The organism is Xenorhabdus sp. PR6a (genome assembly GCF_028599065.1).
GTDB lineage: Bacteria > Pseudomonadota > Gammaproteobacteria > Enterobacterales > Enterobacteriaceae > Xenorhabdus > Xenorhabdus doucetiae.
Genome location: NZ_JAQRFJ010000058.1, coordinates 1 through 20,690 on the forward strand (window position 1 = coordinate 1; position 20,690 = coordinate 20,690).

25 protein-coding genes are annotated in these 20,690 nt (G+C 46.7%); 21 read left to right on the plus strand and 4 right to left on the minus strand.

All coding sequences use genetic code 11. The features are described from left to right. The 15 genes from PSI15_RS14185 to PSI15_RS14255 all read left to right on the plus strand — a co-directional run. The coding region (locus tag PSI15_RS14185) for a primase-like DNA-binding domain-containing protein (RefSeq protein ID WP_273584069.1) at positions 1–546 on the plus strand (546 nt) is incomplete at its 5' end. Positions 547–1,025: 479 nt separating this feature from the next. Continuing rightward, a complete protein-coding gene (locus PSI15_RS14190) occupies positions 1,026–1,760 on the plus strand; it encodes an Hcp family type VI secretion system effector (protein ID WP_273584070.1) in 735 nt (244 codons plus the stop codon). Between the two features lie 2 nt (positions 1,761–1,762). Continuing rightward, positions 1,763–2,605, plus strand: a complete 843-nt coding sequence (locus PSI15_RS14195; protein WP_273584071.1) for a DUF6402 family protein — start codon at positions 1,763–1,765, stop codon at positions 2,603–2,605. Beyond that, the gene (locus PSI15_RS14200; RefSeq protein WP_273584072.1) at positions 2,602–3,000 is read left to right on the plus strand and encodes a DUF6201 family protein; all 399 of its coding nucleotides are present in this window, start codon (positions 2,602–2,604) and stop codon (positions 2,998–3,000) included. The genes PSI15_RS14195 and PSI15_RS14200 overlap by 4 nt, the downstream gene beginning before the upstream one ends. A 162-nt stretch (positions 3,001–3,162) precedes the next feature. Beyond that, positions 3,163–4,314: a phage major capsid protein gene (locus PSI15_RS14205; protein ID WP_273584073.1), complete on the plus strand. Its 1,152-nt coding sequence runs from the start codon at positions 3,163–3,165 to the stop codon at positions 4,312–4,314. Between the two features lie 44 nt (positions 4,315–4,358). Then, positions 4,359–4,907 (plus strand): HK97 family phage prohead protease, encoded by a 549-nt coding sequence (locus tag PSI15_RS14210; protein ID WP_273584074.1) that lies wholly within the window; start codon positions 4,359–4,361, stop codon positions 4,905–4,907. 2 nt (positions 4,908–4,909) lie between these two features. Further along, complete coding sequence (locus PSI15_RS14215; protein WP_443256098.1) at positions 4,910–6,127, plus strand: phage portal protein; 1,218 nt, start codon at positions 4,910–4,912, stop codon at positions 6,125–6,127. Then, positions 6,124–6,462 carry a phage head closure protein gene (locus PSI15_RS14220; protein ID WP_273584076.1) on the plus strand — a complete coding sequence of 113 codons (339 nt, stop codon included), beginning with the start codon at positions 6,124–6,126 and terminating at the stop codon, positions 6,460–6,462. Before PSI15_RS14215 ends, PSI15_RS14220 begins: the two co-directional genes overlap by 4 nt. Next, entirely contained in the window at positions 6,455–6,757 is a 303-nt protein-coding gene (locus PSI15_RS14225) for a head-tail connector protein (RefSeq protein ID WP_273584077.1), read from the plus strand. Before PSI15_RS14220 ends, PSI15_RS14225 begins: the two co-directional genes overlap by 8 nt. Next, positions 6,757–7,191, plus strand: a complete 435-nt coding sequence (locus PSI15_RS14230) for an HNH endonuclease (protein ID WP_273584078.1) — start codon at positions 6,757–6,759, stop codon at positions 7,189–7,191. The genes PSI15_RS14225 and PSI15_RS14230 overlap by 1 nt, the downstream gene beginning before the upstream one ends. A gap of 126 nt (positions 7,192–7,317) precedes the next feature. Further along, entirely contained in the window at positions 7,318–7,671 is a 354-nt protein-coding gene (locus tag PSI15_RS14235; protein WP_273584079.1) for a phage terminase small subunit P27 family, read from the plus strand. Then, positions 7,668–9,329: a terminase large subunit gene (locus tag PSI15_RS14240; protein ID WP_273584080.1), complete on the plus strand. Its 1,662-nt coding sequence runs from the start codon at positions 7,668–7,670 to the stop codon at positions 9,327–9,329. The genes PSI15_RS14235 and PSI15_RS14240 overlap by 4 nt, the downstream gene beginning before the upstream one ends. Positions 9,330–9,608: 279 nt before the next feature. After that, positions 9,609–9,860 (plus strand): helix-turn-helix domain-containing protein, encoded by a 252-nt coding sequence (locus PSI15_RS14245; RefSeq protein ID WP_038258097.1) that lies wholly within the window; start codon positions 9,609–9,611, stop codon positions 9,858–9,860. A gap of 603 nt (positions 9,861–10,463) precedes the next feature. After that, a complete protein-coding gene (locus PSI15_RS14250; protein ID WP_273584081.1) occupies positions 10,464–10,772 on the plus strand; it encodes a helix-turn-helix domain-containing protein in 309 nt (102 codons plus the stop codon). Continuing rightward, positions 10,750–11,700, plus strand: a complete 951-nt coding sequence (locus PSI15_RS14255; RefSeq protein WP_273584082.1) for a reverse transcriptase family protein — start codon at positions 10,750–10,752, stop codon at positions 11,698–11,700. The genes PSI15_RS14250 and PSI15_RS14255 overlap by 23 nt, the downstream gene beginning before the upstream one ends. Positions 11,701–12,347: 647 nt before the next feature. Here PSI15_RS14255 and PSI15_RS14260 read toward each other — a convergent pair. Further along, the gene (locus PSI15_RS14260; RefSeq protein WP_038241664.1) at positions 12,348–12,599 is read right to left on the minus strand and encodes an ogr/Delta-like zinc finger family protein; all 252 of its coding nucleotides are present in this window, start codon (positions 12,597–12,599) and stop codon (positions 12,348–12,350) included. Between the two features lie 55 nt (positions 12,600–12,654). Continuing rightward, complete coding sequence (locus tag PSI15_RS14265) at positions 12,655–13,764, minus strand: phage late control D family protein (protein WP_273584090.1); 1,110 nt, start codon at positions 13,762–13,764, stop codon at positions 12,655–12,657. 162 nt (positions 13,765–13,926) lie between these two features. Between PSI15_RS14265 and PSI15_RS14270 the strand changes: the two genes are divergently transcribed. The 6 genes from PSI15_RS14270 to PSI15_RS14295 are packed head-to-tail and all read left to right on the plus strand — an operon-like array spanning position 13,927 to position 19,678. After that, positions 13,927–15,102 (plus strand): phage tail sheath subtilisin-like domain-containing protein, encoded by a 1,176-nt coding sequence (locus tag PSI15_RS14270; protein WP_273584083.1) that lies wholly within the window; start codon positions 13,927–13,929, stop codon positions 15,100–15,102. Positions 15,103–15,114: 12 nt separating this feature from the next. After that, positions 15,115–15,627, plus strand: a complete 513-nt coding sequence (locus PSI15_RS14275; protein ID WP_273584084.1) for a phage major tail tube protein — start codon at positions 15,115–15,117, stop codon at positions 15,625–15,627. A gap of 47 nt (positions 15,628–15,674) precedes the next feature. Beyond that, positions 15,675–15,980, plus strand: coding sequence for a phage tail assembly protein (locus PSI15_RS14280; protein WP_273584085.1), 306 nt, complete (start codon positions 15,675–15,677; stop codon positions 15,978–15,980). A gap of 41 nt (positions 15,981–16,021) precedes the next feature. Next, the gene (locus PSI15_RS14285; protein WP_273584091.1) at positions 16,022–16,129 is read left to right on the plus strand and encodes a GpE family phage tail protein; all 108 of its coding nucleotides are present in this window, start codon (positions 16,022–16,024) and stop codon (positions 16,127–16,129) included. Further along, positions 16,126–19,227, plus strand: a complete 3,102-nt coding sequence (locus PSI15_RS14290) for a phage tail tape measure protein (RefSeq protein ID WP_273584086.1) — start codon at positions 16,126–16,128, stop codon at positions 19,225–19,227. Before PSI15_RS14285 ends, PSI15_RS14290 begins: the two co-directional genes overlap by 4 nt. 4 nt (positions 19,228–19,231) lie before the next feature. Beyond that, complete coding sequence (locus PSI15_RS14295) at positions 19,232–19,678, plus strand: phage tail protein (RefSeq protein WP_273584087.1); 447 nt, start codon at positions 19,232–19,234, stop codon at positions 19,676–19,678. A 70-nt stretch (positions 19,679–19,748) separates the two neighbouring features. Here the strand turns inward: PSI15_RS14295 and PSI15_RS14300 are convergent, their stop codons facing one another. Beyond that, positions 19,749–19,871 carry a helix-turn-helix domain-containing protein gene (locus PSI15_RS14300; protein ID WP_273584088.1) on the minus strand — a complete coding sequence of 41 codons (123 nt, stop codon included), beginning with the start codon at positions 19,869–19,871 and terminating at the stop codon, positions 19,749–19,751. Between the two features lie 111 nt (positions 19,872–19,982). Beyond that, positions 19,983–20,459: a hypothetical protein gene (locus PSI15_RS14305; RefSeq protein ID WP_273584089.1), complete on the minus strand. Its 477-nt coding sequence runs from the start codon at positions 20,457–20,459 to the stop codon at positions 19,983–19,985. Between the last annotated feature and the right edge of the window lie 231 nt (positions 20,460–20,690).

Below are 20,690 nucleotides of genomic sequence, written 5' to 3' on the forward strand. Positions count from 1 at the left end.
GAACGCAACGGCGGTATTGCACGGCGGCGGGTGATATTTCCGTTTAATATTCCGGTTAAAGAATCTGAGAAAGATCCACAGTTGCCGGAGAAAATCAGTCGGGAACTGCCTGTAATTATTCGTCACTTATTAAACGAATTTTCCGACCAGAATAAGGCTAGAAAACTGCTACAGGTGCAACGCGATTCGAACGAGGCGTTAACGGTAAAAAGTCATTCCGATCCGTTGTATCGCTTTTGCGGTTATCTGGTGTCTGTCCATGATGCAACTGGGATGAAGATGGGCAATAAAAATATTATCCCACGAGCACCGAGAATGTATTTATATCATGCTTATCTTTCTTTTATGGAGGCGCACGGTTTTGAACGTCCGCTGACACTGACGAAGTTTGGTGAATCCATTCCGAAAATTATGATGGAATACAGGAAAGAATATCGGAAAGTGCGAACCAAGAAAGGCTATTCCTATAACGTGGAATTATCGGAAGAAGCCGAAGAATGGCTACCGTCAGTGCCTGAGTGTCGAGATTTCAAGTCACCTGTATAAAACTTTTGGCTTTAAGTCTGCATTCCATACACTATTTCAATTATCTAACTGTATTTAAAGAAAAATAATAGATGTATAGTTATTTTTTAACTATACATCAACTCTACATGCTCTTCATTAATCAAAAAATGGGTGAACAGGTGATACAGTCAATGAATATCATGTTAATTGCCTCAAACCCAGATGTAGCAAGGCTTTCGGGGAATTGTGCAGAGGGTGCATAACTGAGAGGGTGAAAAAGATTTTCAGGGGGTCTTCTGGCAGGTAAATAAAATCAGAAGTCAGTACCGTGCGCAATCGGGTTTTTATTTTTTGGTACTACCTCAAATTAAAATGATGTAATCATCTGATTTTATTTAAGAATAGAAGTTAATCACAATTTCATTGATGGACTTTTATTCACACTGGTATAGATAAATAATTCTGTTATATCCTGTTTCATTACGCATTTATCAGAAGTGCTGTTACAGGAGACAAGAATGTCACACATCATTTACTTGTCGTTAAAGGGCAAGAAGCAGGGTTTAATTTCAGCAGGCTGTTCAACGCCTGAATCAATTGGAAATCGGTATCAAAAAGGGCGTGAAGATCAAATACAGGTATTGAGCCTGAATCATTCGATGAGCTGTGACCAGAACGTCAATCATCAACCTGTTAGCTTTGTGAAACCCATTGATAAATCCTCTCCCCTGTTAGCGATGGCAATCGACGGAAACGAATTGCTGGATGCCAGTTTTGTGCATTACAGGACAAGCCAGATGGGGCAACTGGAGTTCTTTTATGAAATCAAGTTGACCAGTGCCACTATTGTGGATATTTCCTATAATTATCCGCATTCAATCAATGACAACGGAGCAATACCGCATGAAGTTGTAATGCTCGATTACAAATCCATTTCATGTAACCACATCGCCGCAGGAACTTCCGGTTATAGCATTTCACAATTAGCGGGGCGTGAAGAGGCAAAACCACTTTTATCCGGTTTTTCATCCATTAAGCCGCTGATTGAAGAGGCTGTTGCGTCTCTATTTAGCCACAAGTTTACGCTTAAGCATCAAGGGAATACTTGCCAGGATATTGCGTATGGCGTGGAAACGGACAAGGGGCTGATTGAGGGAATATGTCAAACGTCTGGGATAACAAAACAGTTTGATGCCCAAAAAGAAGAAAACCTTGAGGTTAAATATTTATTTCAGACAAAAATAGGGATTTGATAATGTCGATTTTTAAAACTAAAACCGTTAAAGGCGGTAAAAATACAGAACTTGAAATGGATATTTTTTACTTAAACCAAATCCCAGATGCAATGGAAAAAATGGGTTGGGAAATGGCACCCAAATTAATGCGTCATTGGTTTAATACAAAACCTGCTTACACTTTTACAGAAAAAGTAAAAACCGAATATTTTCGAGGTCGCGCAATAGATATACCAAATGAACTGGTTAATGATTCCATCATAAAAATGGAATGGGCAATGAAATATAAACAACCTCAAGACGTGATGTCTGTATTAATTAATGGATGGGCAAGTAATGCAGGTATCGTGCAATTAAAAGAACAGCTAGAAAAAGAAGGTGGGAAAAAAGAATTAGGATATGAAAATGATATACGGGGAATAGACACGTTTTCAGTAGTCAATGTTAGGCAATTTGGTTCTAAGTTGGATACGGTTGATGATTGGTATGGGGCTATGGGTAATTCCAATATGAAGGTGGCTGTTAAGGGACATGTGGATAAATTAAACAGTAAAGATGTTTTTGTCACCGAACAGATTGGCATGTATTTAAAAGATACCTATGATTTTGTTGGCGCTAATGAACCTTTAGGCATTTGGAGTAAAAATGGTATATTAGATAAAATTAGTTCCGTTGATTATGCCGCTCTTTATGCGACTGGAAGTTGGCTGGCCTTATGGATTAAATATAATGGATATGTTCCTGTAATTAATGATAGTTTTAGAAAATGGCAGAAAAAACATAATGAAGGTGGTGATTTTATTGTTTTTTCTGATATTTTATGGATGAACCCGTTACCACAACATAAAATTATTCACCTATGAAAAATAAATATAAATTCTTTTTTAAAAAACCATGGCAAGTTTTATTTTTTGTCATTATTTTTATAATGTGGATTTTATTTCCATCAACATTGTTCTTCGGTAATTGGAATAAATATTTTGAGGAGAGGGGTGAAGATGGTCAATATACCGCTGTGGTATATAAAAAATTGCCAATATCTCCATATGCAATGTGGAAGTATGTCATTTTGGGAGACAAATATTTTATTGTTTTATATGATAATAAAAAAAGAGATGTCTGGAAGAGTTCTCCTTTTACGTCAATATCATATGAGGCATTTTCTGCCTCATTTAGCCTTCCAACCGCTAATAAAGATGCTTTTATCTATCCAACAAATGATGGATATGAAGTCATCTATGTAAATAAATTAAAATGATTTTTGTAAGTTTTCTGTTTTCATGTTTATCTCTGTTTAGCCTCTAAGTTTCAGAGGATTTTTTATTATTGTGTGATTGAATACCATGGCAAACCTAATTTATTATTATTCCTCATGCTGTTAAATATATTTTTTTGAAAACAAATAGAAATAAAAAACACCATGAAAAAATTACTCGAATTACGCCAACAAAAATCCGATTTAACCCAGCAAATGCGCTCACTGCTCACCAAAGCGGAAGACGAAAAGCGCTCATTCAATACCGATGAAGCTAAACAGTTTGATGAACTGCGCAGCCAGTCCGACTCGCTGAATACTGAAATTGCCCGTTATGAGTCATTGGCTGATGAAGAACGCAGTCAGGCAAAAAAACAGCCAACCAGTAAAAAACTCAACAATGATGAATTGCGCCACTATGTTCTGACGGGTGAAGCTCGTTCTCTATCTACGGGTATTCCGTCTGATGGCGGCTATACCGTTATCCCTGAACTGAACAAACAGATTATGCAGCAACTGACTGATGAGTCAGTTATGCGTCGGATTTGTACGGTGAAAACCACACGCAGCAATGAATACAAACAGTTGGTTTCTGTCGGTGGCGCAGTCGTGGCATACGGGGAAGAAGGCAAGGCACGCGGTGAGACTGCCACGCCGAAGATGGAAGAGGTCAGCATTAAGCTGTTCCCCATCTACGCCTATCCTAAAACAACCCAAGAGATCATCGATTTTAGCGATGTGGATATCTTAGGTTGGCTGACATCAGAAATTGCCGACACTTTCGTTGATACTGAAGAAACGGATCTCGTGCGCGGTGATGGTAGCAAAAAAGCGAAAGGCTTCCTGTCTTACCCTCGTGATGTTAAAGCCGACAAAATTCGCGCGTTTGGTACATTGCAAAAATTGGAAGTTACCGCGCTTTCAGCGGATAGCCTGATTGACCTGAAATTCTTACTCAAAAACAAATACCGTAAAAATGCAGTCTGGGTGATGAATTCCACAACTGCCGCCCAAGTACAAAAACTGAAAAATGGTAATGGTGATTATATCTGGCGGGAACGTTTGCAAGCGGGTGATCCGGATATGCTGCTGGGCTTGCCTGTCCACTATCTCGAATTTATGCCAGAGGGAATAATTGGTTTGGGTGACTTCAAACGCGGCTATTTCATTGTTGACCATGAGACGGGCATTCGTACCCGCCCTGATAATATCACCGAGCCGGGATTTTATAAGGTACATACCGATAAATATCTGGGCGGCGGGCTGGTGGATTCCAACGCAATTAAGGTACTGGAAGTGAAAGCGTCCAGCAACTAAGCAGAAGGGGGTTCGCACCCCTTACCAAGTCTTGGAGTCCATCAATGAAGAATAATTTTGAAATCCGCACAGCCTCACTGTCTGCCAGCAATAAAAAGCTGACAGGTTATGTGATTAAGTGGAACAGCCGATCACACGTGCTGTGGGATGAGTTTATCGAACAGTTCGCACCGAATGCGTTTAACGCCAGTTTAGCGGCAGGGGCTGATATCAGGGCGTTGTATGAGCATGACCCGATGAACCTGTTAGGCCGTACCACGTCCGGCACGTTGCAGCTTGCCGAGGATGCCACCGGATTGCGCTTCGAACTAACCCCGCCAGATACGAAATTGGGGCACGATGTATTAACACTGGTTGAACGCGGGGATATACAAGGCATGTCCTTTGGTTTTCGTGCCATTAAAGATCAATGGGATACCAGTCAGACACCCTATATCAGAACGGTATTGGAAGCCGAATTAAGGGAAATCACGATCACCAGTTTACCCGCCTATCCTGAGAGTGGTGTGGAGATTGCCAAACGCTCACTGAATGCCGCTAAGCCCTGCAATGTGGATTTGCGTCATTACTGGTTGCAACTGTCCGAGGTGTAATGATGTGGCCTTTTATACGCAAATCCGCTGAAACCCGCAGCATGACGCTGGATGAATTTTTCTCTCTGGCAGGCATGGCTAATACAAAATCAGGCGAACATGTTTCTCCGTCTACGGCGGAAGGCTTACCCGCTGTGATGAATGCCGTTACAGTGATTAGTGAAGCGGTGGCCTCCATGCCTTGTTATCTCTATCGGGTTGCGCACCAGAACGGCAAAGAATCCCGCGAATGGTTGAGCGATCACCCCGTTGATTACTTGCTGAATGAATGTCCGAATGACTGCCAGACACCGTACCAGTTCAAAAGAACCCTGATGCGTCATTGCCTGCTGAATGGTAATGCGTATGCGGTGATTGTCTGGGGGCGAGATGGTCAGCCACAATCATTGCACCCTTACCCGCCGTCAGCGGTTGTACCACAACGATTATCCGATCATCGGTTCGCGTATGTCATCACCGAGCCTTATAGCGGCAAGGTCAAAACCTATTTACAGGAAGAAATCCTGCATCTGCGCTATGCCACCGAAGATGGTTTTTTGGGACGTTCTCCCGTCACGGTTTGTCGTGAAACACTGGGCTTGGGGCTGGCACAACAACGCCACGGCGCAAGCATTATGAAAGATGGCATGATGGCGGCGGGGGTGATTAAAGCCGCTGACTGGTTGGACGGAATCAAGGGAAGTAAGGCACTGGAAGCCCTCGAACGTTACAAGGGTGCTCGCAATGCAGGGAAAACGCCGATCCTTGAAGGCGGGATGGAATACCAGCAGTTAGGCATGAGTAACCAAGATGCCGAATGGCTGGCCTCCCGTCGCTTCACCATTGACGATATCGCCCGTATGTTCAATGTCAGCCCGATCTTTCTGCAAGAATATTCGAACAGTACCTACAGCAACTTTAGTGAAGCCTCCCGCGCTTTTCTGACCATCACCATGCGCCCGTGGCTTGCCAATTTTGAACAACAAATCAAAGCGGCCTTGCTGATTAATTCTCCAAAACGGGGGATTCGTTATCAGGTCGAATTTGATACTGCCGACTTACTGCGTGCCAATCCGAAAGAACGTTTCCAGAGTTATGAAACTGCCATTAAGTCCGGTGTTATGTCACCGAATGAAGCCCGCGAGCGTGAGGGATTATCCCCTCGTGACGGCGGCGATGAATTCAGTCAGGCATGGAAGCAAACGGTTGAAGTGAAAAAACAAACTGAGAGCAAGGCATGAGAGCAGGCAGATTGAGACACCGGATCACCCTTCAAAAAAACAAAAGCACACGTGATACGTTTGGTGGAGTAATAAACAACTGGGAAGATGTTGCCGACGTTTGGGCGGAAGTCATCGCAATTAGCGGGCGGGAACTGGTGGCTTCTGGTGCCGTGTTATCCGAAGCCACGGTGCGTATTTGGCTGCGTTACCGTGATGATATCACTACAGCAAATCGCATTGTCTATCAAGGCGCCAGCACCCACGGTAAAACCTTTGCCATTGTTGCCGTTATTCCTGATCCGAAACACACCCGCTTAGAACTGCTCTGCAAGGGAGGTGTGAGGTATGGCTGAGATTGAAATCCCCCTGAACGAAATCAAGCAACATTGCCGGATTGATGAAAGCGATACCCTTGATGATGCGTTGCTTACCGCTTACGCCGAAGCCGCACTGGAAGTCTGTCAGCAACATATCGGCAAGCGGTTTGATAATGGTCTGAGCTTCACGCCAGCAATCAAGGTAGGTTGCCTGCTTTATATCGGTTTGCTATATGAAAATCGGGAAATGGCCACGGACGTTGAGCTTAAAGAAGTCCCGTTCACCATTAAATCACTGTGGTCTGTCTATCGTGATGTGGGAGTTTACTGATGCCGTGGCAACCCTTAAAGCGATGCAGCTACCCACACTGCCGCGAACGAGTGAAATCAGGCCGATGTGATGAGCACCAACGGGAAGCCAGACGCCAGCAAGATAAGCAACGCGGCACCCGCACCCAGCGAGGTTACAGCAATCGATGGGGACGCTATCGGCTGCATTACCTGAAAGCTAACCCGTTATGCGTTCATTGCTTACCGCAGGGCATTTACACGCCTGCCATCATTGTGGATCACGTTATCCCGATACAGGGTGACACTGATGTGTTGTTCTGGCCTGCATCGAACCATCAGGCGTTATGTCAGACCTGCCATAACCGTAAGACCGTACAGACTGACCCCATCACCAAAGCAAAGCGCAAACAGGGGATTTATCGGCAACAGGAAACCGAAGCAGCAAGGTATCGTGACTGGTTATCAAAAGAATAATAACGAAACAAAATAACGGGGTGGGGATATCAAAAATGACAAATGTCCCTTCCAGCGGAACCGCCCCCTCCTTCAATTTTTACGCACGGCACTTTTTTTGAAAATAAAACAACAAGGAAAAAAATCATGGCAAGAGCACCAAAACCGCCAACTTACCTTAATGATATCGCCGCCAGCCAATGGAAGGCCAAAGGTAAAATTTTAAGTGAGCGGGAAGACCTGACCGCCGCTGATTGGAACAATTTAGAATTGTATTGCGTGAACTATTCTATTTACCGCAAAGCGGTGGCAGATCTTGATATGCGAGGCTTTAGTATCGTTAACAGTCAGGGCAGCGAGAGCCGCAATCCATCATTAAGTGCCAAAGCGGATGCCGAAAAAATCATGATAAAAATGTCATCATTGCTGGGTTTTGACCCCGTATCACGGCGTAAAAATCCGGTGGAAACCGAGGAAGAAGACGAGCTGGATCGTCTATGAATTCATGGGAGCAATACGCTTTTGATATCGAAAACGGCAAAATTCCGGCCTGTAAACGGTTAAAACAGGCCGTGAAACGCTACTTTAACGACCTGAATAACCCACTTTATGTGTTTGATTCTGAGGTTGTGGCGCGTTTTATTGCCTTCTCCCGCGTCTGTCCGCATGTCAAAGGCCATTTGCGTGGCAAACCCATCATGCTTGAGCCGTGGCAACAGTTCGCCTTTGCGAATCTGTTTGGCTTCAAATTGAAAGCAACCGAACGCCGAAAATATCGCAGTGCTTATATCCAAGTACCGCGCAAAAATGCCAAATCTACCGTTGCAGCAATACTGGCGAACTGGTTTCTGGTTATGGAACAGGGACAGCAAGATATTTACACCGCCGCCGTGAGTCGAGATCAGGCGCGTATTGTGTTTGATGATGCCCGCCAGATGAGCCTATTATCCAAACCACTAAAAAAACGGGTGACTATTCAGCAACACAAAGTCACCTATCCAAGGAGTAATAGTCTGTTAAAACCACTGGCAGCCAAAGCCGCCACGATTGAAGGTACAAACCCCAGTCTGGCGATTGTCGATGAATATCATTTACACCCAGATAACGCCGTGTACTCTGCCCTTGAATTAGGGATGGGCGCACGTCCCGAAGGTATCTTATTTGCCATCACTACGGCAGGCAGTAATGTAATATCAGCCTGTAAGCAACACTATGATTATTGCTGTCAGATACTGGATAGCGAAGAACAAAATGAATCCCTGTTTGCCCTGATTTACGAACTGGATGACGAGAAAGAGATTGATGATGAATCCCTTTGGGTAAAGGCTAATCCCAATTTAGATATATCGGTAGATAGTGCCTCATTACATGACACGATACAGAAAGCCCGTGGCATTCCCTCGCAATGGACAGAGATGCTAACCAAACGCTTTAATATCTGGTGTCAGGGTGAAACGCCGTGGATGGGCGAAGGCGCATGGAAAGCCTGCCAGACTGATTATGATGAAAACGACCTCAAAGGGCTGGAGTGCTACGCCGGACTGGACTTGTCTTCAACAGGGGATATCACCAGTATTTGCTATATGTTCCCCGTGGATAATGAACTGTTGTTACTGACCCGCCATTATCTACCCGAAGCCCAGTTACAGAACCCTGCCAACAAAAATCGGGCGGTTTATCGCCAATGGGCGCAAGCAGGCTGGATACGCACCACCGCAGGCGACTGCATTGATTATGACCGTATTCGTGATGATATTCTCAACGACAGCCAGCAGTTTGATATCAAGCTGGTCGGCTTTGACACATGGAACGCCACGCATTTACGCACTCAATTGCAAGGCGCAGGGCTGGATGTTGAGCCGTTCCCACAAACCTATATGCGTTTTAGTCCTGTAGCCAAATCTGCCGAGGTGTTCGTGAATCGTAAAGTTATTCGTCACAACGGCGATCCGGTTCTGGCGTGGGCAATGTCCAATGTGGTGATGGAAACCGACGCTAACGCTAATATCAAACCGAACAAGAAGAAATCGGCGAACAAAATCGACCCTACAATAGCGTTCTTAATGAGTTTTGGCACATGGCAAATTGAGCATGAAGAGTTTGTGTTCAACTTAAATTCAGAACAGCAGCAGCGTCTTAAAATGTTTAATGGGATATAACGCAAAAAGTTAAGTGGTTTTACTGATTCGCTTATTGAACCAGATAAAACAATTCGATAAAGTAGCCCAGCCATTAGCAAAATCTAGTGGTAAGGTTTCGCAGCCTTGAATATAACGTCCCACTGGTAGGAAATTTCTACCAGTGTGCTTGCTATCACCTTTTCAATGGTGGTTCAGGCAGGGGAGGCTTCGGCCTCGCCGGTTGGACGTTACCGGTACTGCGAACCCTGTTTGAATCACCACCATCAATTTTATCAATTAATGGAAGGGGTAGCAGGAATGAATAACGTTAGAAATGACTGGCACCAAGCCGATATTATTGCGGCATTACGTAAGCGTGGTACAACCTTAGCCGCTGTTTCTCGTGAAGCGGGACTTAGTTCATCTACACTGGCAAATACTCTCAGTAGGCCGTGGCCTAAAGGTGAATGGATAATCGCGAACTATCTCGGCATACATCCCTCTGAAATTTGGCCTAGTCGGTATTTTGATATGAACGGTCAGCTTATTGAGCGTAGAATTAGAAATTAATATATAACTTAGTTTCTATGCTGCTAGCATAAATTACTGGCAGCTATTAATTATCATGACAAGTTAATACTACTTACTATCTATGTCTCATTTTTAAATATTCCTCTTGATTGTTATGAAATTCATTAATATGATTAAAATTCGATGTGTTGAGGGATAACTACGCCATTAATTGGACTTAGTCCGCGGAAAGAGAAATCTTTCTACCCTTTTACCCCCACATGCCTAGCTTTGTTATATCAGTGACAGCGTGAACATGAGTGGGTATTCGAACCTTTCGGGCGACCAAAGGTTCGTCGAGACGGGGGTTCAGTGCTGATCAATCCCTTCCTTTGTGAGGCGAGCTTGTAACTTATTAATCTCATAGCATATGAGGTGGGTTTCAAGGCACATAGGAGACATTTATGAAAAAACATAACACACATCGCGATCAGCAAGTAAACCCAAAGGCACGCCCAAAGTGGAAAATCGCTTTTTCAATTATTAAGTTCATACTCGTATGGGCTTATAGAATCTGGTACTTAATACGTATGTTAGAAGGTACTGGAGGGGGTGACGAGTAGGTTTACTCCCCCTTGTTTCGAACCTACTATGGACTACCTAATGATCCACAAAGCCTTAAGATTAATTCGACAATACCATGAACTGACGGTTAGCGATTTAGCTAGCGAATTCGGTTTTACGCCGCTGTATTTAAAAGAACTTGAGTCAGGTAATAGGCCTGTTGAGAGCGAATTACTTGAGTTGTATTCATCAAAATTCGATATTCCTGTAACGTCTCTTATAATGTTTTCTCAGAGCATTCATAAGGAAGGAAAATTTGCCAAAAAATTCAGACAATTAATAGCTGGTAAAGTTTTAGACATTGCAGATTGGGCGATTAATAAGAATGACGAAAAAATCAAAGCTTAAAATAGTCACCAGAAAAAAATCTTACGCTTTACAGGACTCTCCTTTCTATAAACTTAAGTCAAAAAAAAAGTTAGCAAGTTTACTCAAAGTTGATATGCAAACCTTGTTTCGTATGATGAACGATACGGAAAATTACAACGAGTTTGAGAAGAAAGGGAAGAAAGGTAAAGTACGTAAAATACAGCATCCAGTAGGTGAGTTAGATGTAGTTCATACGCGGATAGCAAGTCTAATTTGTCGAATTGCTACACCGAACTTTTTACATTCTGGAAAGAAACAGCATTCAAATGTAAGTAATGCCCATGTTCACTGTAACAATTTTCCACTTATGACAACTGATGTTTGTTCTTTTTTCCCATCAACAAAAAAAAGCATGGTTTTTTCGTTTTTCTACACCGTTATGGAATGTTCATCAGATGTTGCAGACATATTAAGTTGTATTTGTACAATTCACAGTCATCTACCAACTGGTAGTCGCATCAGTATGCCGCTAGCTTATTGGGCTAACTGTAGAATGTTTAGTGAGCTCGAACAGTTAGCTATTAAGCATGATGTAACAATGACTTTATATGTCGATGATTTGACTTTTTCCGGAACTCAGGTAAATCCACTTTTCAAGTCCATAACTCGTCAAATTATTGAAAGGCATGGACACCAAATGCACCCGACCAAAACAAAACTGTATAGTGGCAATAAACCGAAGCTTGTAACAGGTATTGTAATCAAGGGTGAAATGGTATCCGTACGTAATGAGCAGCGAATGAAGCTAGTCTCAGACATTACGTGTTGGAAATCTATAAAAGATATGCCTAATGCTATTAATATGCCAGTAACGCACGCCCTATTAGGTAGGCTGTATGCGCTAAGTTCTATCGATCCTACGTTCAAAGATAGAGCCAAAACTATTAAAGCTAATACTCAAAAGTAGAAACTTAAGTTATTCCTATATATAGAATCTATATTATGTGGGTACGGTTTTGTGTTGCTCTAAAAAATTACTTAAAGTTCAAATAGATAAAGTTAAACAAATAAGGGGCACAAAAAGGGGCATAAAATCAATAAGTAAAAATAAATCCAACTAATTCAATCAACTAACTTATTTTACTAGTCCCGCCCTGCAAATAAAAACTTGCGGTAATACAGCGAGTTAGAGACAGAAAAGGCCACCTTCACGGTGGCTTTTTTCTTTGTTTCTGATTGCACGAAAATTCATAATTGGCAGCAGATTGGCAGCACCTTGGCATCACTGTTTTTTTATCCACTATCATTTACCCTGCTTTTTATCCCCTTATAAAGCCTGATTTTTCCTATTTTTGAAAAAATTTCTGTTGAATAAAAAATCACCCTTATTGAATAAATATTATCCAGCGTAATTTATAGCCCACCAAAATAAAAAGTGGCGACGGAGTGGCGACGGAGTGGCGATGTAAAAAATGGCGACATCCTCTAAATCCTTTCAATTGACCTGCTTTTTAGAGTGATTCAAATCACAAGTTGCAATTAAAAATTCCACTTAAGTGCTATATACAAGCGTAAAAAACCCCAGATTTTGATCTGGGGTTTATTTGTTTTTAATCAGAATCCAAAACCAATTTGTTCATCACCGTAATGACTGGTCGGGAATGCCAGTTTCGGAACTTTAAAATCAGCCGGTAACGGCTGGGGTTTGGGGAGTGTCAAAAACCGTTCAATGGTGGTAATGGTGGTAAACGTACAGCCGCACAGGATATTTTGACATTGGTGATAACTGCGCCGCGTTTCTTCACTCATCATCTCACTGGTACGAGTTTTTGCCACAGCGCCGCATTGGGGACAGGTAAACGCCATGAATAACCCTCATCGTTGGGGTGTGCCTGCCGCGATTATAACGCATTAATTATGGTTATTGGTCGCTTTCTGTCATGTCGGTGTCCTGAATTTTTAATTCCAGCTCTAGCTGGGTGGTAAAGCCGCTCTCGGCGAGGCTATGGACAACCCGCGATATCGTCCACTGGTGGCTGTCAATCGCCGTTTTGAATCCGGTAACAGTCGCAGTCAGATCCGGATAGAGATCGGCCCGTCCCCGTGCCAGTGTAATGGCAAATTCCGCCGCCCCGCGCTGGAGCTTTGACCATTTCGCCGCTGCTGCCCGACGCGCGGCTTGTTCGGTCTTGAATGTCTGGCGCATCACGTAGACGTTCCCGTCGGCCCCTGCCAGATATTCCCCTTCGCGGCTGCTGGATTTCTCTTTTTTCGTTTTGGTTTTTTTCCGCCGGCGTTTTAGGGTCGTTGCCGGTTGTTTGCCAAAATTCAGATCCAGCCAGAACGCCCTGACTCCGGTATAGGCAGCGCGGTCAGCGACACGGAAACTATGGCCGTCGCCACTGTCGCGGGTCAGGGTGATAACGGGCAGCGGTTTACCGCTTTGGGATACCCCGCGCCCCGGAATGATAAACAGCAGCCGGCCATTTTTCACGGTGGCGATGGCATCCAGCATTTCTGCCATGCGGGACAGGAATGAGATATCACTCTCATTGGTCTGGTCAGCGTGGTCAATTTCAATCCCCATCAGTGGCCGGCTCACAGCTGGTTGCAGGTTGTAACGCCCGGCAATGGCACTGACCACATCGCTGACGGTGACATCATGCCAGCTGCATTCACGTTTGATATTGAACTCGTCCCGAAAATCCGCGCTGCGGGCAGTGATTTCCAGTCGATCCGGTGGCCCGCTATGGCTGATTTCATCCACAACAAAAAACCCTTTTTCCACCAATGGTTCACCCTGCCAGCCAATTCTGACCCCAATTTCTGCTCCACGGGGCGGCAGTTCAATTTTGCCGTCAGCATCGTCTATCGCCAGTTCCAGCGTATCGGCCTCAAAGCCGCGATTATCGGTCAGGGTCAGAGCGATCAGCCGCTCATTGAGGGCGGTGATTTGTCGGCCGCCAATTTGCAGATCAAACGCCGGTGTTTTCACGTAATCCGTGCTGGTCAGAATATCTATCGGGTTCATGTATGCGTGTCGCTCGTTGAAAAATTGCCCCATGATTGCCCTGCGCGGGCGCGTAGACAACACCCTCCCGGTGTCGCGGAACGGTGACAGGGGATATTGCGTGATTATCACCGTCAGGCGGCGCAACATAACCCCATCACAAACCCGATGAGGTAATTTTTTATGTCATTTCATCATGGCGTCTCGGTCAGGGAAACCACCAAACTCAGCACGCTGATCCGCGACATTAACACGTCAGTGATTGGCGTGGTGTGTACGGCTGATGATGCTGATGCCGAGGCGTTCCCGCTGGATATGCCGGTGCTGGTGACGCGCATCAACAGTGTTATCGGCAAGGCCGGTAAAACCGGCACGTTGTACACTACCCTGAAAGCCATTGCCGATCAGTGCAGCCCGAAAGTGATTGTGATCCGCGTCGCCGACGCCGCCAACCAGAAAGGTAGTGGCGAGAAGAAAACACAGGATCAGTTGGTTATCGGGGGGCTCAGTCAGGACGGGCGCTATACCGGCCTATATGCGTTGCTGGCCGCAGAGATTAACACGGGCGAACAACCGCGTTTACTGGCGGTCCCGCAACTGGATACGCAGCCTGTGGCGTTGCAACTGGCGATTTTTGCTGAAAAATTGCGGGCGTTTGCCTATGTCAGTCCCCATCACTGCAAGACATTGGCCGAGGTGAAGCGATATCGTGAGAATTTCAGTCAGCGTGAAATCATGCTGATTTACCCGGATTTCATCACCTATAACAGCCAGTCAGGGAAAAATGAAACTGTGCCCGCCACCGCGTTTGCACTGGGTCTGCGTGCCCGCATTGATGCGGAACAGGGCTGGCATAAATCGCTGTCTAACGTGCCGGTGAACGGGGTGCTGGGTATCTCTGCTGATATCTACTGGACATTGCAGGGTACAGACACCGACGCCGACGACCTGAACAGCAAAGGTATTACGACGCTTATCAAGCGTGACGGCTTCCGTTTTTGGGGCAATCGCACCTGTGATGCACAGACTTACTTCTTTGAGGTCTACACCCGCACGGCACAGATACTGGCGGATATGATCGCCGAAGCGCATTTTGCCTATGTCGATAAACCGCTGTTACCGTCACTGGTGAAGGACGTAGTGGATGGCATCAACCGCAAGGGAATGCAACTGGTCAGCGAGGGGCGCTTGCTGGGGTTTGAATGCTGGTATGACCCGGCTGATAACCCGAAAGAAATGCTGCGCGACGGGACGGCGACGATCCACTATAAATACACGCCCGTGCCGCCGCTGGAAAATCTGCAACTGGTGCAGACATTTACCGATGAATATTTTGCTGTTTTTAATCAGTTAGGTTAAGGGGAAATTCGCATGGGGATGCCGAAAAAACTCTTTATGTTTGACGTTTTTATTGATGGTCAGACATATCTGGGACAGGTGGAGGAGGTGACTACGCCAAAACTCACCCTCAAGACCGAAGATTATCAGGGGGCAGGCATGCCCGGATCGGTTGCCGTTCTAATGGGGATGGATGGCGGCGCACTGGATATGGAGGTCACGATGGGCGGGCTGGAAGCCAACCTGCTGAAAACGTGGGGCGGCACCATTGACAGCCTGCAACTGCGCTTTGCCGGGTCGTACTATGACGATGCAACAGGGGAAGCCGTCGCGTGTGAGATCCAGACGCGCGGGCGATTTACCGAGGTGGACTGGGGCAGCGCTAAAGCCGGAGAAAATACCCAGCATAAATACACGCTGAAGAATACCTACTGCAAAATCACGCTGAACAATGACGAGCTGCACGAAGTCGATATGCTCAATCTGGTCTGGAAAGTGGGCGGTAAAGACCTGCTGGAAAAACACCGCGCCAATATTGGTCATTAATTTTGTAATTTTATGGCGGGACGCGCCCGCCCAACGGAGACGAAACCATGTCAAAAACAGTTATTTTTTCTGAACCACTGAAACTGGCGAACGGCAGCACGATCACCGACGTCACCATTACCGAAACTATGCGTCAGGTAGGGGCACTGCGTGGCCTGAAATTGTGGGATGTTATGACCAGTGATGTGAATGCCCTGATCACCTTACTGCCCAGGGTAACGCATCCGCGCCTCAGTGAGGCGGATGTGGCGACTATGCCGATTCAGGATTTCACCCAACTGGCGGCGGCGATTGCCGATTTTTTAGCACCCACCTCACCAGCCAGCGAGACGAGCGAACCGGCCGACAGCTAATCCCCTGTCCGGCCGTCGATACTGACGATATTATTGCCGATATTGCTGTGGTATTTCACTGGTCGCCGTCAGAGTGCGAGGCCATGACGGTCAGTGAATTATTGAAATGGCACGAACGCGCGGCGACCCGTAACGGACACGAATCATGACCGATCGCAATTTGAATATTCGGGTTTCGCTGAGCGCGGCCAACCGCCTGTCAGGCCCCCTGAACGCCGCCAACCGTGCGGCGGCGGGTCTGTCTTCCCAAATCCGAAACACGCAGAACAGCGCCCGCAACCTGCAAAGTCAGGCACGTACCTTTGAGCGCGTAACGGCTTCTGTTCAAAAAACCTCAGAGGCCTACGAAACAGCCAGGAAAAAGGTCAAGGAGCTGGCCGCTGAATTTCCACGATTCCGGAAACAAACGGAAGAGCAGCGGAGAATTTTACTGGCTGCCCGACAGGAACGGGATCGCTTTGGCCGCACGCTGGACAACGAAAAGCAGCGGCTGCGTAATGTGTCAGCCGAATTGTACCGGCATGGCATATCTGCCCGCAATAGTGGTGATGTCACAGGGCAAGTTGCGCGGCGCACAGAGGCGTATAACCGACAACTGGCTGAACAACAACGCCGACTGGCGGCAGTGACTCGCGCCCAGTCCCGTTATGCCGCCGCTAAAGAAACGCGGGGCAAACTGGTCTCGGCCGGCGCGGCAGGCATAGCAGCCGGTGCCGGCTCGTTATATGGCATGTCGCGCTTTATTGCACCGGGGCGGGATTTTGATGCGCGTATGGCCAATGTGCAAGCACTGACCAAACTGGACAGAAACAGCCCGCAATACAATATGCTACGCGAGCAGGCGAAGGAACTCGGTGCCTCAACGGCGTTCACGGCAACGGATGCTGCGATGGGGCAAAAATTCTTGGCGACTGCGGGTCTGACCCCGGACGCCATTAAAGCGGCCCTGCCGGGGATTTTGAATATGGCGTTGGCGGGGGAATTGGATCTGGGTGAGTCTGCGGAAATGGGGGCAGATATGCTATCCCAGTTCAAGCTCAATCCCGACCAGATGGACAGGCTATCTGATGTACTCACCGCCACGTTTACCGGATCAACAACCAACTTGCGGCAATTGAGTGAAGCCATGGTCTACGCCGGTTCACTGGCGCCACAACTCGGTATCAGTTTGGAACGCATGGCGGCTATGATGGGGGTTATGGCGGACAATGGTACTAAAGGCAGCATGGCCGGCACGGCACTACGGGCGGGGTTATCCCGTCTGGTTGCGCCCACGGGCGGCGCTGCGGATGCCATGGCAGCATTGGGCGTCAAGGTGAAAAAATCCAATGGGGAATTGCGCAGTGCCGATGACATCCTGAAAGATATCGCGGTTAGCCTGCGCCATTATGATCAACCCAGCCAGATCCTCATGAAAAAGGTCGTTTTCGGTGAAGAGGCCATGATTGGCATGGGTAATGTACTGGATGGCATGCTCAATGGAAAATACGCTGAGAAAAAAGCGAATAATGACAATGCCAACGGTCTCTCGAAAAAAATCGCCGATACCAATATGGATAGCTGGGATGGCGACCTGAAAAACCTAACGTCTGCCTGGGAAGGGTTGAGGATAGAAGTTAAGGAGCGGGTTGATCCCGTGCTGCGGGGAGTCACCCAACGCATTACGGGTATTTTACGCCGTATCACGGCATGGACAAAAGCCCATCCCGATCTCACCAAAGCCCTGGGCATCGGGGCGGCCGTGATTGGGATTATTGTCACCGCTCTGGGCGCACTGGCACTGGCCGCCGCCGCTGTGATTGTGCCGTTTGCGGCGCTCCGGCTCAGTGTATTTATGCTGACCCGTGGCGGCGGATTAGCAACCATGTTCCCGTTATTGGGGCGATTATCTACCGGTCTGCGGGGGTTACTGCCCTCCCTCGGTGGAGTCAGCCGTAGTGTCACGGGTTGGGGGGCAATTTTTCGTAATGCAGGGACGGCGATCGGGAACTTAAGCGCCCGAATAACAGGGCTGGCTAGCGGCGGATGGGCGGCGTTAATGAATGGAGCAACAGTCGCAAAACGTGGCTTGCTGATGGTATTTACCCAGCCCATGATGGCGCTGTCTATGTTAGGTAACGGGTTAAAAGGATTGGCTAGCGGTGGATTTGGCGCGTTGCGTATTGCCGGACAAATGGCGTGGTCTGTTATTGGCGGCGGCTTGTCCTTGCTGTTCAGCCCGCTTGGCTTGTTGATTGCCGTGATTGTGGCTGCGGCCGTGCTGATCTGGAAATACTGGGAACCCATCAAGGCATGGTTTGCCGGTTTTTTCAGTGGCCTGATGGAAGCCATCGCCCCGGTGCGTGATACGCTGGCCGAAGCCTTTGCCCCGTTCGCCCCAATCTTTGATGCTATCGGGAATGCCATCAAAAAAGTCTGGGAGTGGTTTAAATCCCTGTTCGAGCCGGTGAATACCTCCGCAGAAAGCCTGAAAGCCGCCACCGAGGCGGGTCAGACCTTCGGGCGACTGGTAGGCAAAGCCATTGCCGGGGTAGTGAAGGTGATTGCGGCAGTTGCAAAAGGTGTGGGCTGGCTGCTGGAAAAACTGGGGGTTATTCCCGATGCCACCAAAGCCGCCGCTGATGCTGCCAACGCGATGGGGCCGGTTAACCTGCCCGAAGTCCAGAAGTCGGTCAAGTGGGTCTGGGATGACAAAGCCAAGAAAATGGTGAAGCAGGAATGGACACCAACCCCCAATACTGCGGTCGCCAAAACCGCAGAAAAAGCGGAAGAAAGCAAGCCCAAAGTCGAGACGCCCGCGTTACCGGCGTTTGGTTCGAAGGTATACGAACCCGAAAAGGCTAAGAAGAAAAAAAAGGGTACGGAATCAATGGAAGCGGCTGGCAATGCCGCCCCACAGACCGATCCCAATAAACTGGGTGAGATTGTCTTTAAAAACCGCCCGCCTGTGATCCCGATTGACGGCACGTATCAGGAACCGCGCTTACAGCAACCCTCATTGATTCGCCGACTGACGGAAAAACTGCAATGGGTGCAGCCGACATTGAGTGGTACGCCGGTGCCCGTGATGTCTACTGGTGCAGGCAACAGCCCCCGACAGGATGACCGTTATACCATCAACCTGCATTTTCATGGTGTGGATATGAACAACCCGCGGTCAATCAGCCAGATAGTGAAAACCGAAATTGAAAAAATAATGAAAAAACAAGGCATTAGACATAGATCCAGCCTTTACGATGAGGATTAATATCATGATGATGATTTATGGCATGTTCGTTTTTATGCTCCAGACCACGCCGTACCAGTCCATGAACCGGAATATGGACTGGCGGCACGTGAAAAATGACCGGATAGGCAAGTCGCCCAAGTGGCAATATATCGGCCCCGGTGAAGACAGCATCACCCTGAACGGGATGTTGTACCCTGAAATCACGGGTGGTGATATCTCACTGGAAGTGCTGCGTACAATGGCCTTTTCCGCCAAGCCGTGGCCGCTCATTGAGGGCACGGGCATGATTTATGGCATGTTTGTCATTGACAGCCTGACCGAAAGCCGGACTGAATTTTTCGCCGATGGCCAGGCCAGACGGATTGAGTTTACATTGTCATTGAGACGGGTGAGTGAAGATATCCGCGAGGGATTACACGCGGTGACGGCGAATGACTTGATGGATTTAGCTAAAGTCGTCTTAAGATAAGGTACGATAAGGTACGATAAGGTACGTATGTATTATATGTATGATTCGTACATACAATACATACAGAAAATCAAAACACATCATCATTAGCGGCCGTGCCAACGGGCAGATATTTGTAGATGGTTGACAGCGACACGCTGAACAGGCTGGCAATCTCTCTAATATGGTAATAAACAACGGCGGTTCGGTTCATCCCCGCGCCGCACGAGGAATGCAGTAATAATATGCAACGTGTTGATTTTATCAATAAAAAAATCACAATTTTTGAACTACGTCACTGAATTAAACCGTGTGCATTTATGCGTCATTTGTTAGATATCTCAGGGTCATTTTGGGCGTATTTTTTTGCAATTTGATTTAAATCAGATAGATATACATCATCTCGTATTGAGTTTCGAATGGCGTCTATGGCAGATAACCTAGAGCCTGCACTATCGTAGTCGAATTGGGAAACAATAAATTCGATCATATCCGCCGAAACCTCGTTACCTGAGATAATATCAGACTGAACGAGTTCTATGGCCTCCAAAACGTCCTGTTGTTTTTTTTGCAATAACTCTACCAGATTATGCGACATTGGAGGTCTGGATTTTCCTGCTACATAACGACGAACGGCGCGGGAGTCAACGCCCAATATTTTGGAAACCGGGGTTTGCCATTGGTTTCCAAAAATGAGTTCACCAATTTTGATTAATTTTTCTCGGTTGTCCACGAACACCTCCTGATGAAAATACCCTGCACAGACGGCAGGGTATTTCAGTTTAAAAAATGCTGCCGCCATATGTACGCCGGATTTTGAGGGCGTTCCCCTTACCGTGATTTAAATATAGCACTGACCTAAAATTAGGTTAACTAAAAAATGGTAAATATTTTGACTCTATTCTGCACAATACCGTGTGAATTCCTAAAAACAGGTGAATTGAGTATTTATTGTTCTAAAAATATGCTGCTCTGTCCAAATGTAATCCCTGCCTCGTTCTCAATTGCCAACACTGTTTGATTTACATTAAAC

Excerpts from the sequence above, each read along its gene's own strand:
- PSI15_RS14210 (WP_273584074.1), top strand. The coding sequence starts at position 4,359 with ATGAAGAATAATTTTGAAATCCGCACAGCCTCACTGTCTGCCAGCAAT.
- PSI15_RS14190 (WP_273584070.1), top strand. The coding sequence starts at position 1,026 with ATGTCACACATCATTTACTTGTCGTTAAAGGGCAAGAAGCAGGGTTTA.
- PSI15_RS14270 (WP_273584083.1), top strand. The coding sequence starts at position 13,927 with ATGTCATTTCATCATGGCGTCTCGGTCAGGGAAACCACCAAACTCAGC.
- PSI15_RS14215 (WP_443256098.1), top strand. The coding sequence starts at position 4,910 with ATGTGGCCTTTTATACGCAAATCCGCTGAAACCCGCAGCATGACGCTG.
- PSI15_RS14260 (WP_038241664.1), bottom strand. The coding sequence starts at position 12,599 with ATGGCGTTTACCTGTCCCCAATGCGGCGCTGTGGCAAAAACTCGTACC.
- PSI15_RS14300 (WP_273584088.1), bottom strand. The coding sequence starts at position 19,871 with ATGAACCGAACCGCCGTTGTTTATTACCATATTAGAGAGATTGCCAGC.
- PSI15_RS14250 (WP_273584081.1), top strand. The coding sequence starts at position 10,464 with ATGATCCACAAAGCCTTAAGATTAATTCGACAATACCATGAACTGACG.
- PSI15_RS14305 (WP_273584089.1), bottom strand. The coding sequence starts at position 20,459 with ATGGCGGCAGCATTTTTTAAACTGAAATACCCTGCCGTCTGTGCAGGG.
- PSI15_RS14200 (WP_273584072.1), top strand. The coding sequence starts at position 2,602 with ATGAAAAATAAATATAAATTCTTTTTTAAAAAACCATGGCAAGTTTTA.
- PSI15_RS14220 (WP_273584076.1), top strand. The coding sequence starts at position 6,124 with ATGAGAGCAGGCAGATTGAGACACCGGATCACCCTTCAAAAAAACAAA.
- PSI15_RS14225 (WP_273584077.1), top strand. The coding sequence starts at position 6,455 with ATGGCTGAGATTGAAATCCCCCTGAACGAAATCAAGCAACATTGCCGG.
- PSI15_RS14265 (WP_273584090.1), bottom strand. The coding sequence starts at position 13,764 with ATGAACCCGATAGATATTCTGACCAGCACGGATTACGTGAAAACACCG.
- PSI15_RS14240 (WP_273584080.1), top strand. The coding sequence starts at position 7,668 with ATGAATTCATGGGAGCAATACGCTTTTGATATCGAAAACGGCAAAATT.
- PSI15_RS14235 (WP_273584079.1), top strand. The coding sequence starts at position 7,318 with ATGGCAAGAGCACCAAAACCGCCAACTTACCTTAATGATATCGCCGCC.
- PSI15_RS14295 (WP_273584087.1), top strand. The coding sequence starts at position 19,232 with ATGATGATGATTTATGGCATGTTCGTTTTTATGCTCCAGACCACGCCG.
- PSI15_RS14245 (WP_038258097.1), top strand. The coding sequence starts at position 9,609 with ATGAATAACGTTAGAAATGACTGGCACCAAGCCGATATTATTGCGGCA.
- PSI15_RS14275 (WP_273584084.1), top strand. The coding sequence starts at position 15,115 with ATGGGGATGCCGAAAAAACTCTTTATGTTTGACGTTTTTATTGATGGT.
- PSI15_RS14205 (WP_273584073.1), top strand. The coding sequence starts at position 3,163 with ATGAAAAAATTACTCGAATTACGCCAACAAAAATCCGATTTAACCCAG.
- PSI15_RS14280 (WP_273584085.1), top strand. The coding sequence starts at position 15,675 with ATGTCAAAAACAGTTATTTTTTCTGAACCACTGAAACTGGCGAACGGC.
- PSI15_RS14290 (WP_273584086.1), top strand. The coding sequence starts at position 16,126 with ATGACCGATCGCAATTTGAATATTCGGGTTTCGCTGAGCGCGGCCAAC.
- PSI15_RS14195 (WP_273584071.1), top strand. The coding sequence starts at position 1,763 with ATGTCGATTTTTAAAACTAAAACCGTTAAAGGCGGTAAAAATACAGAA.
- PSI15_RS14230 (WP_273584078.1), top strand. The coding sequence starts at position 6,757 with ATGCCGTGGCAACCCTTAAAGCGATGCAGCTACCCACACTGCCGCGAA.
- PSI15_RS14255 (WP_273584082.1), top strand. The coding sequence starts at position 10,750 with ATGACGAAAAAATCAAAGCTTAAAATAGTCACCAGAAAAAAATCTTAC.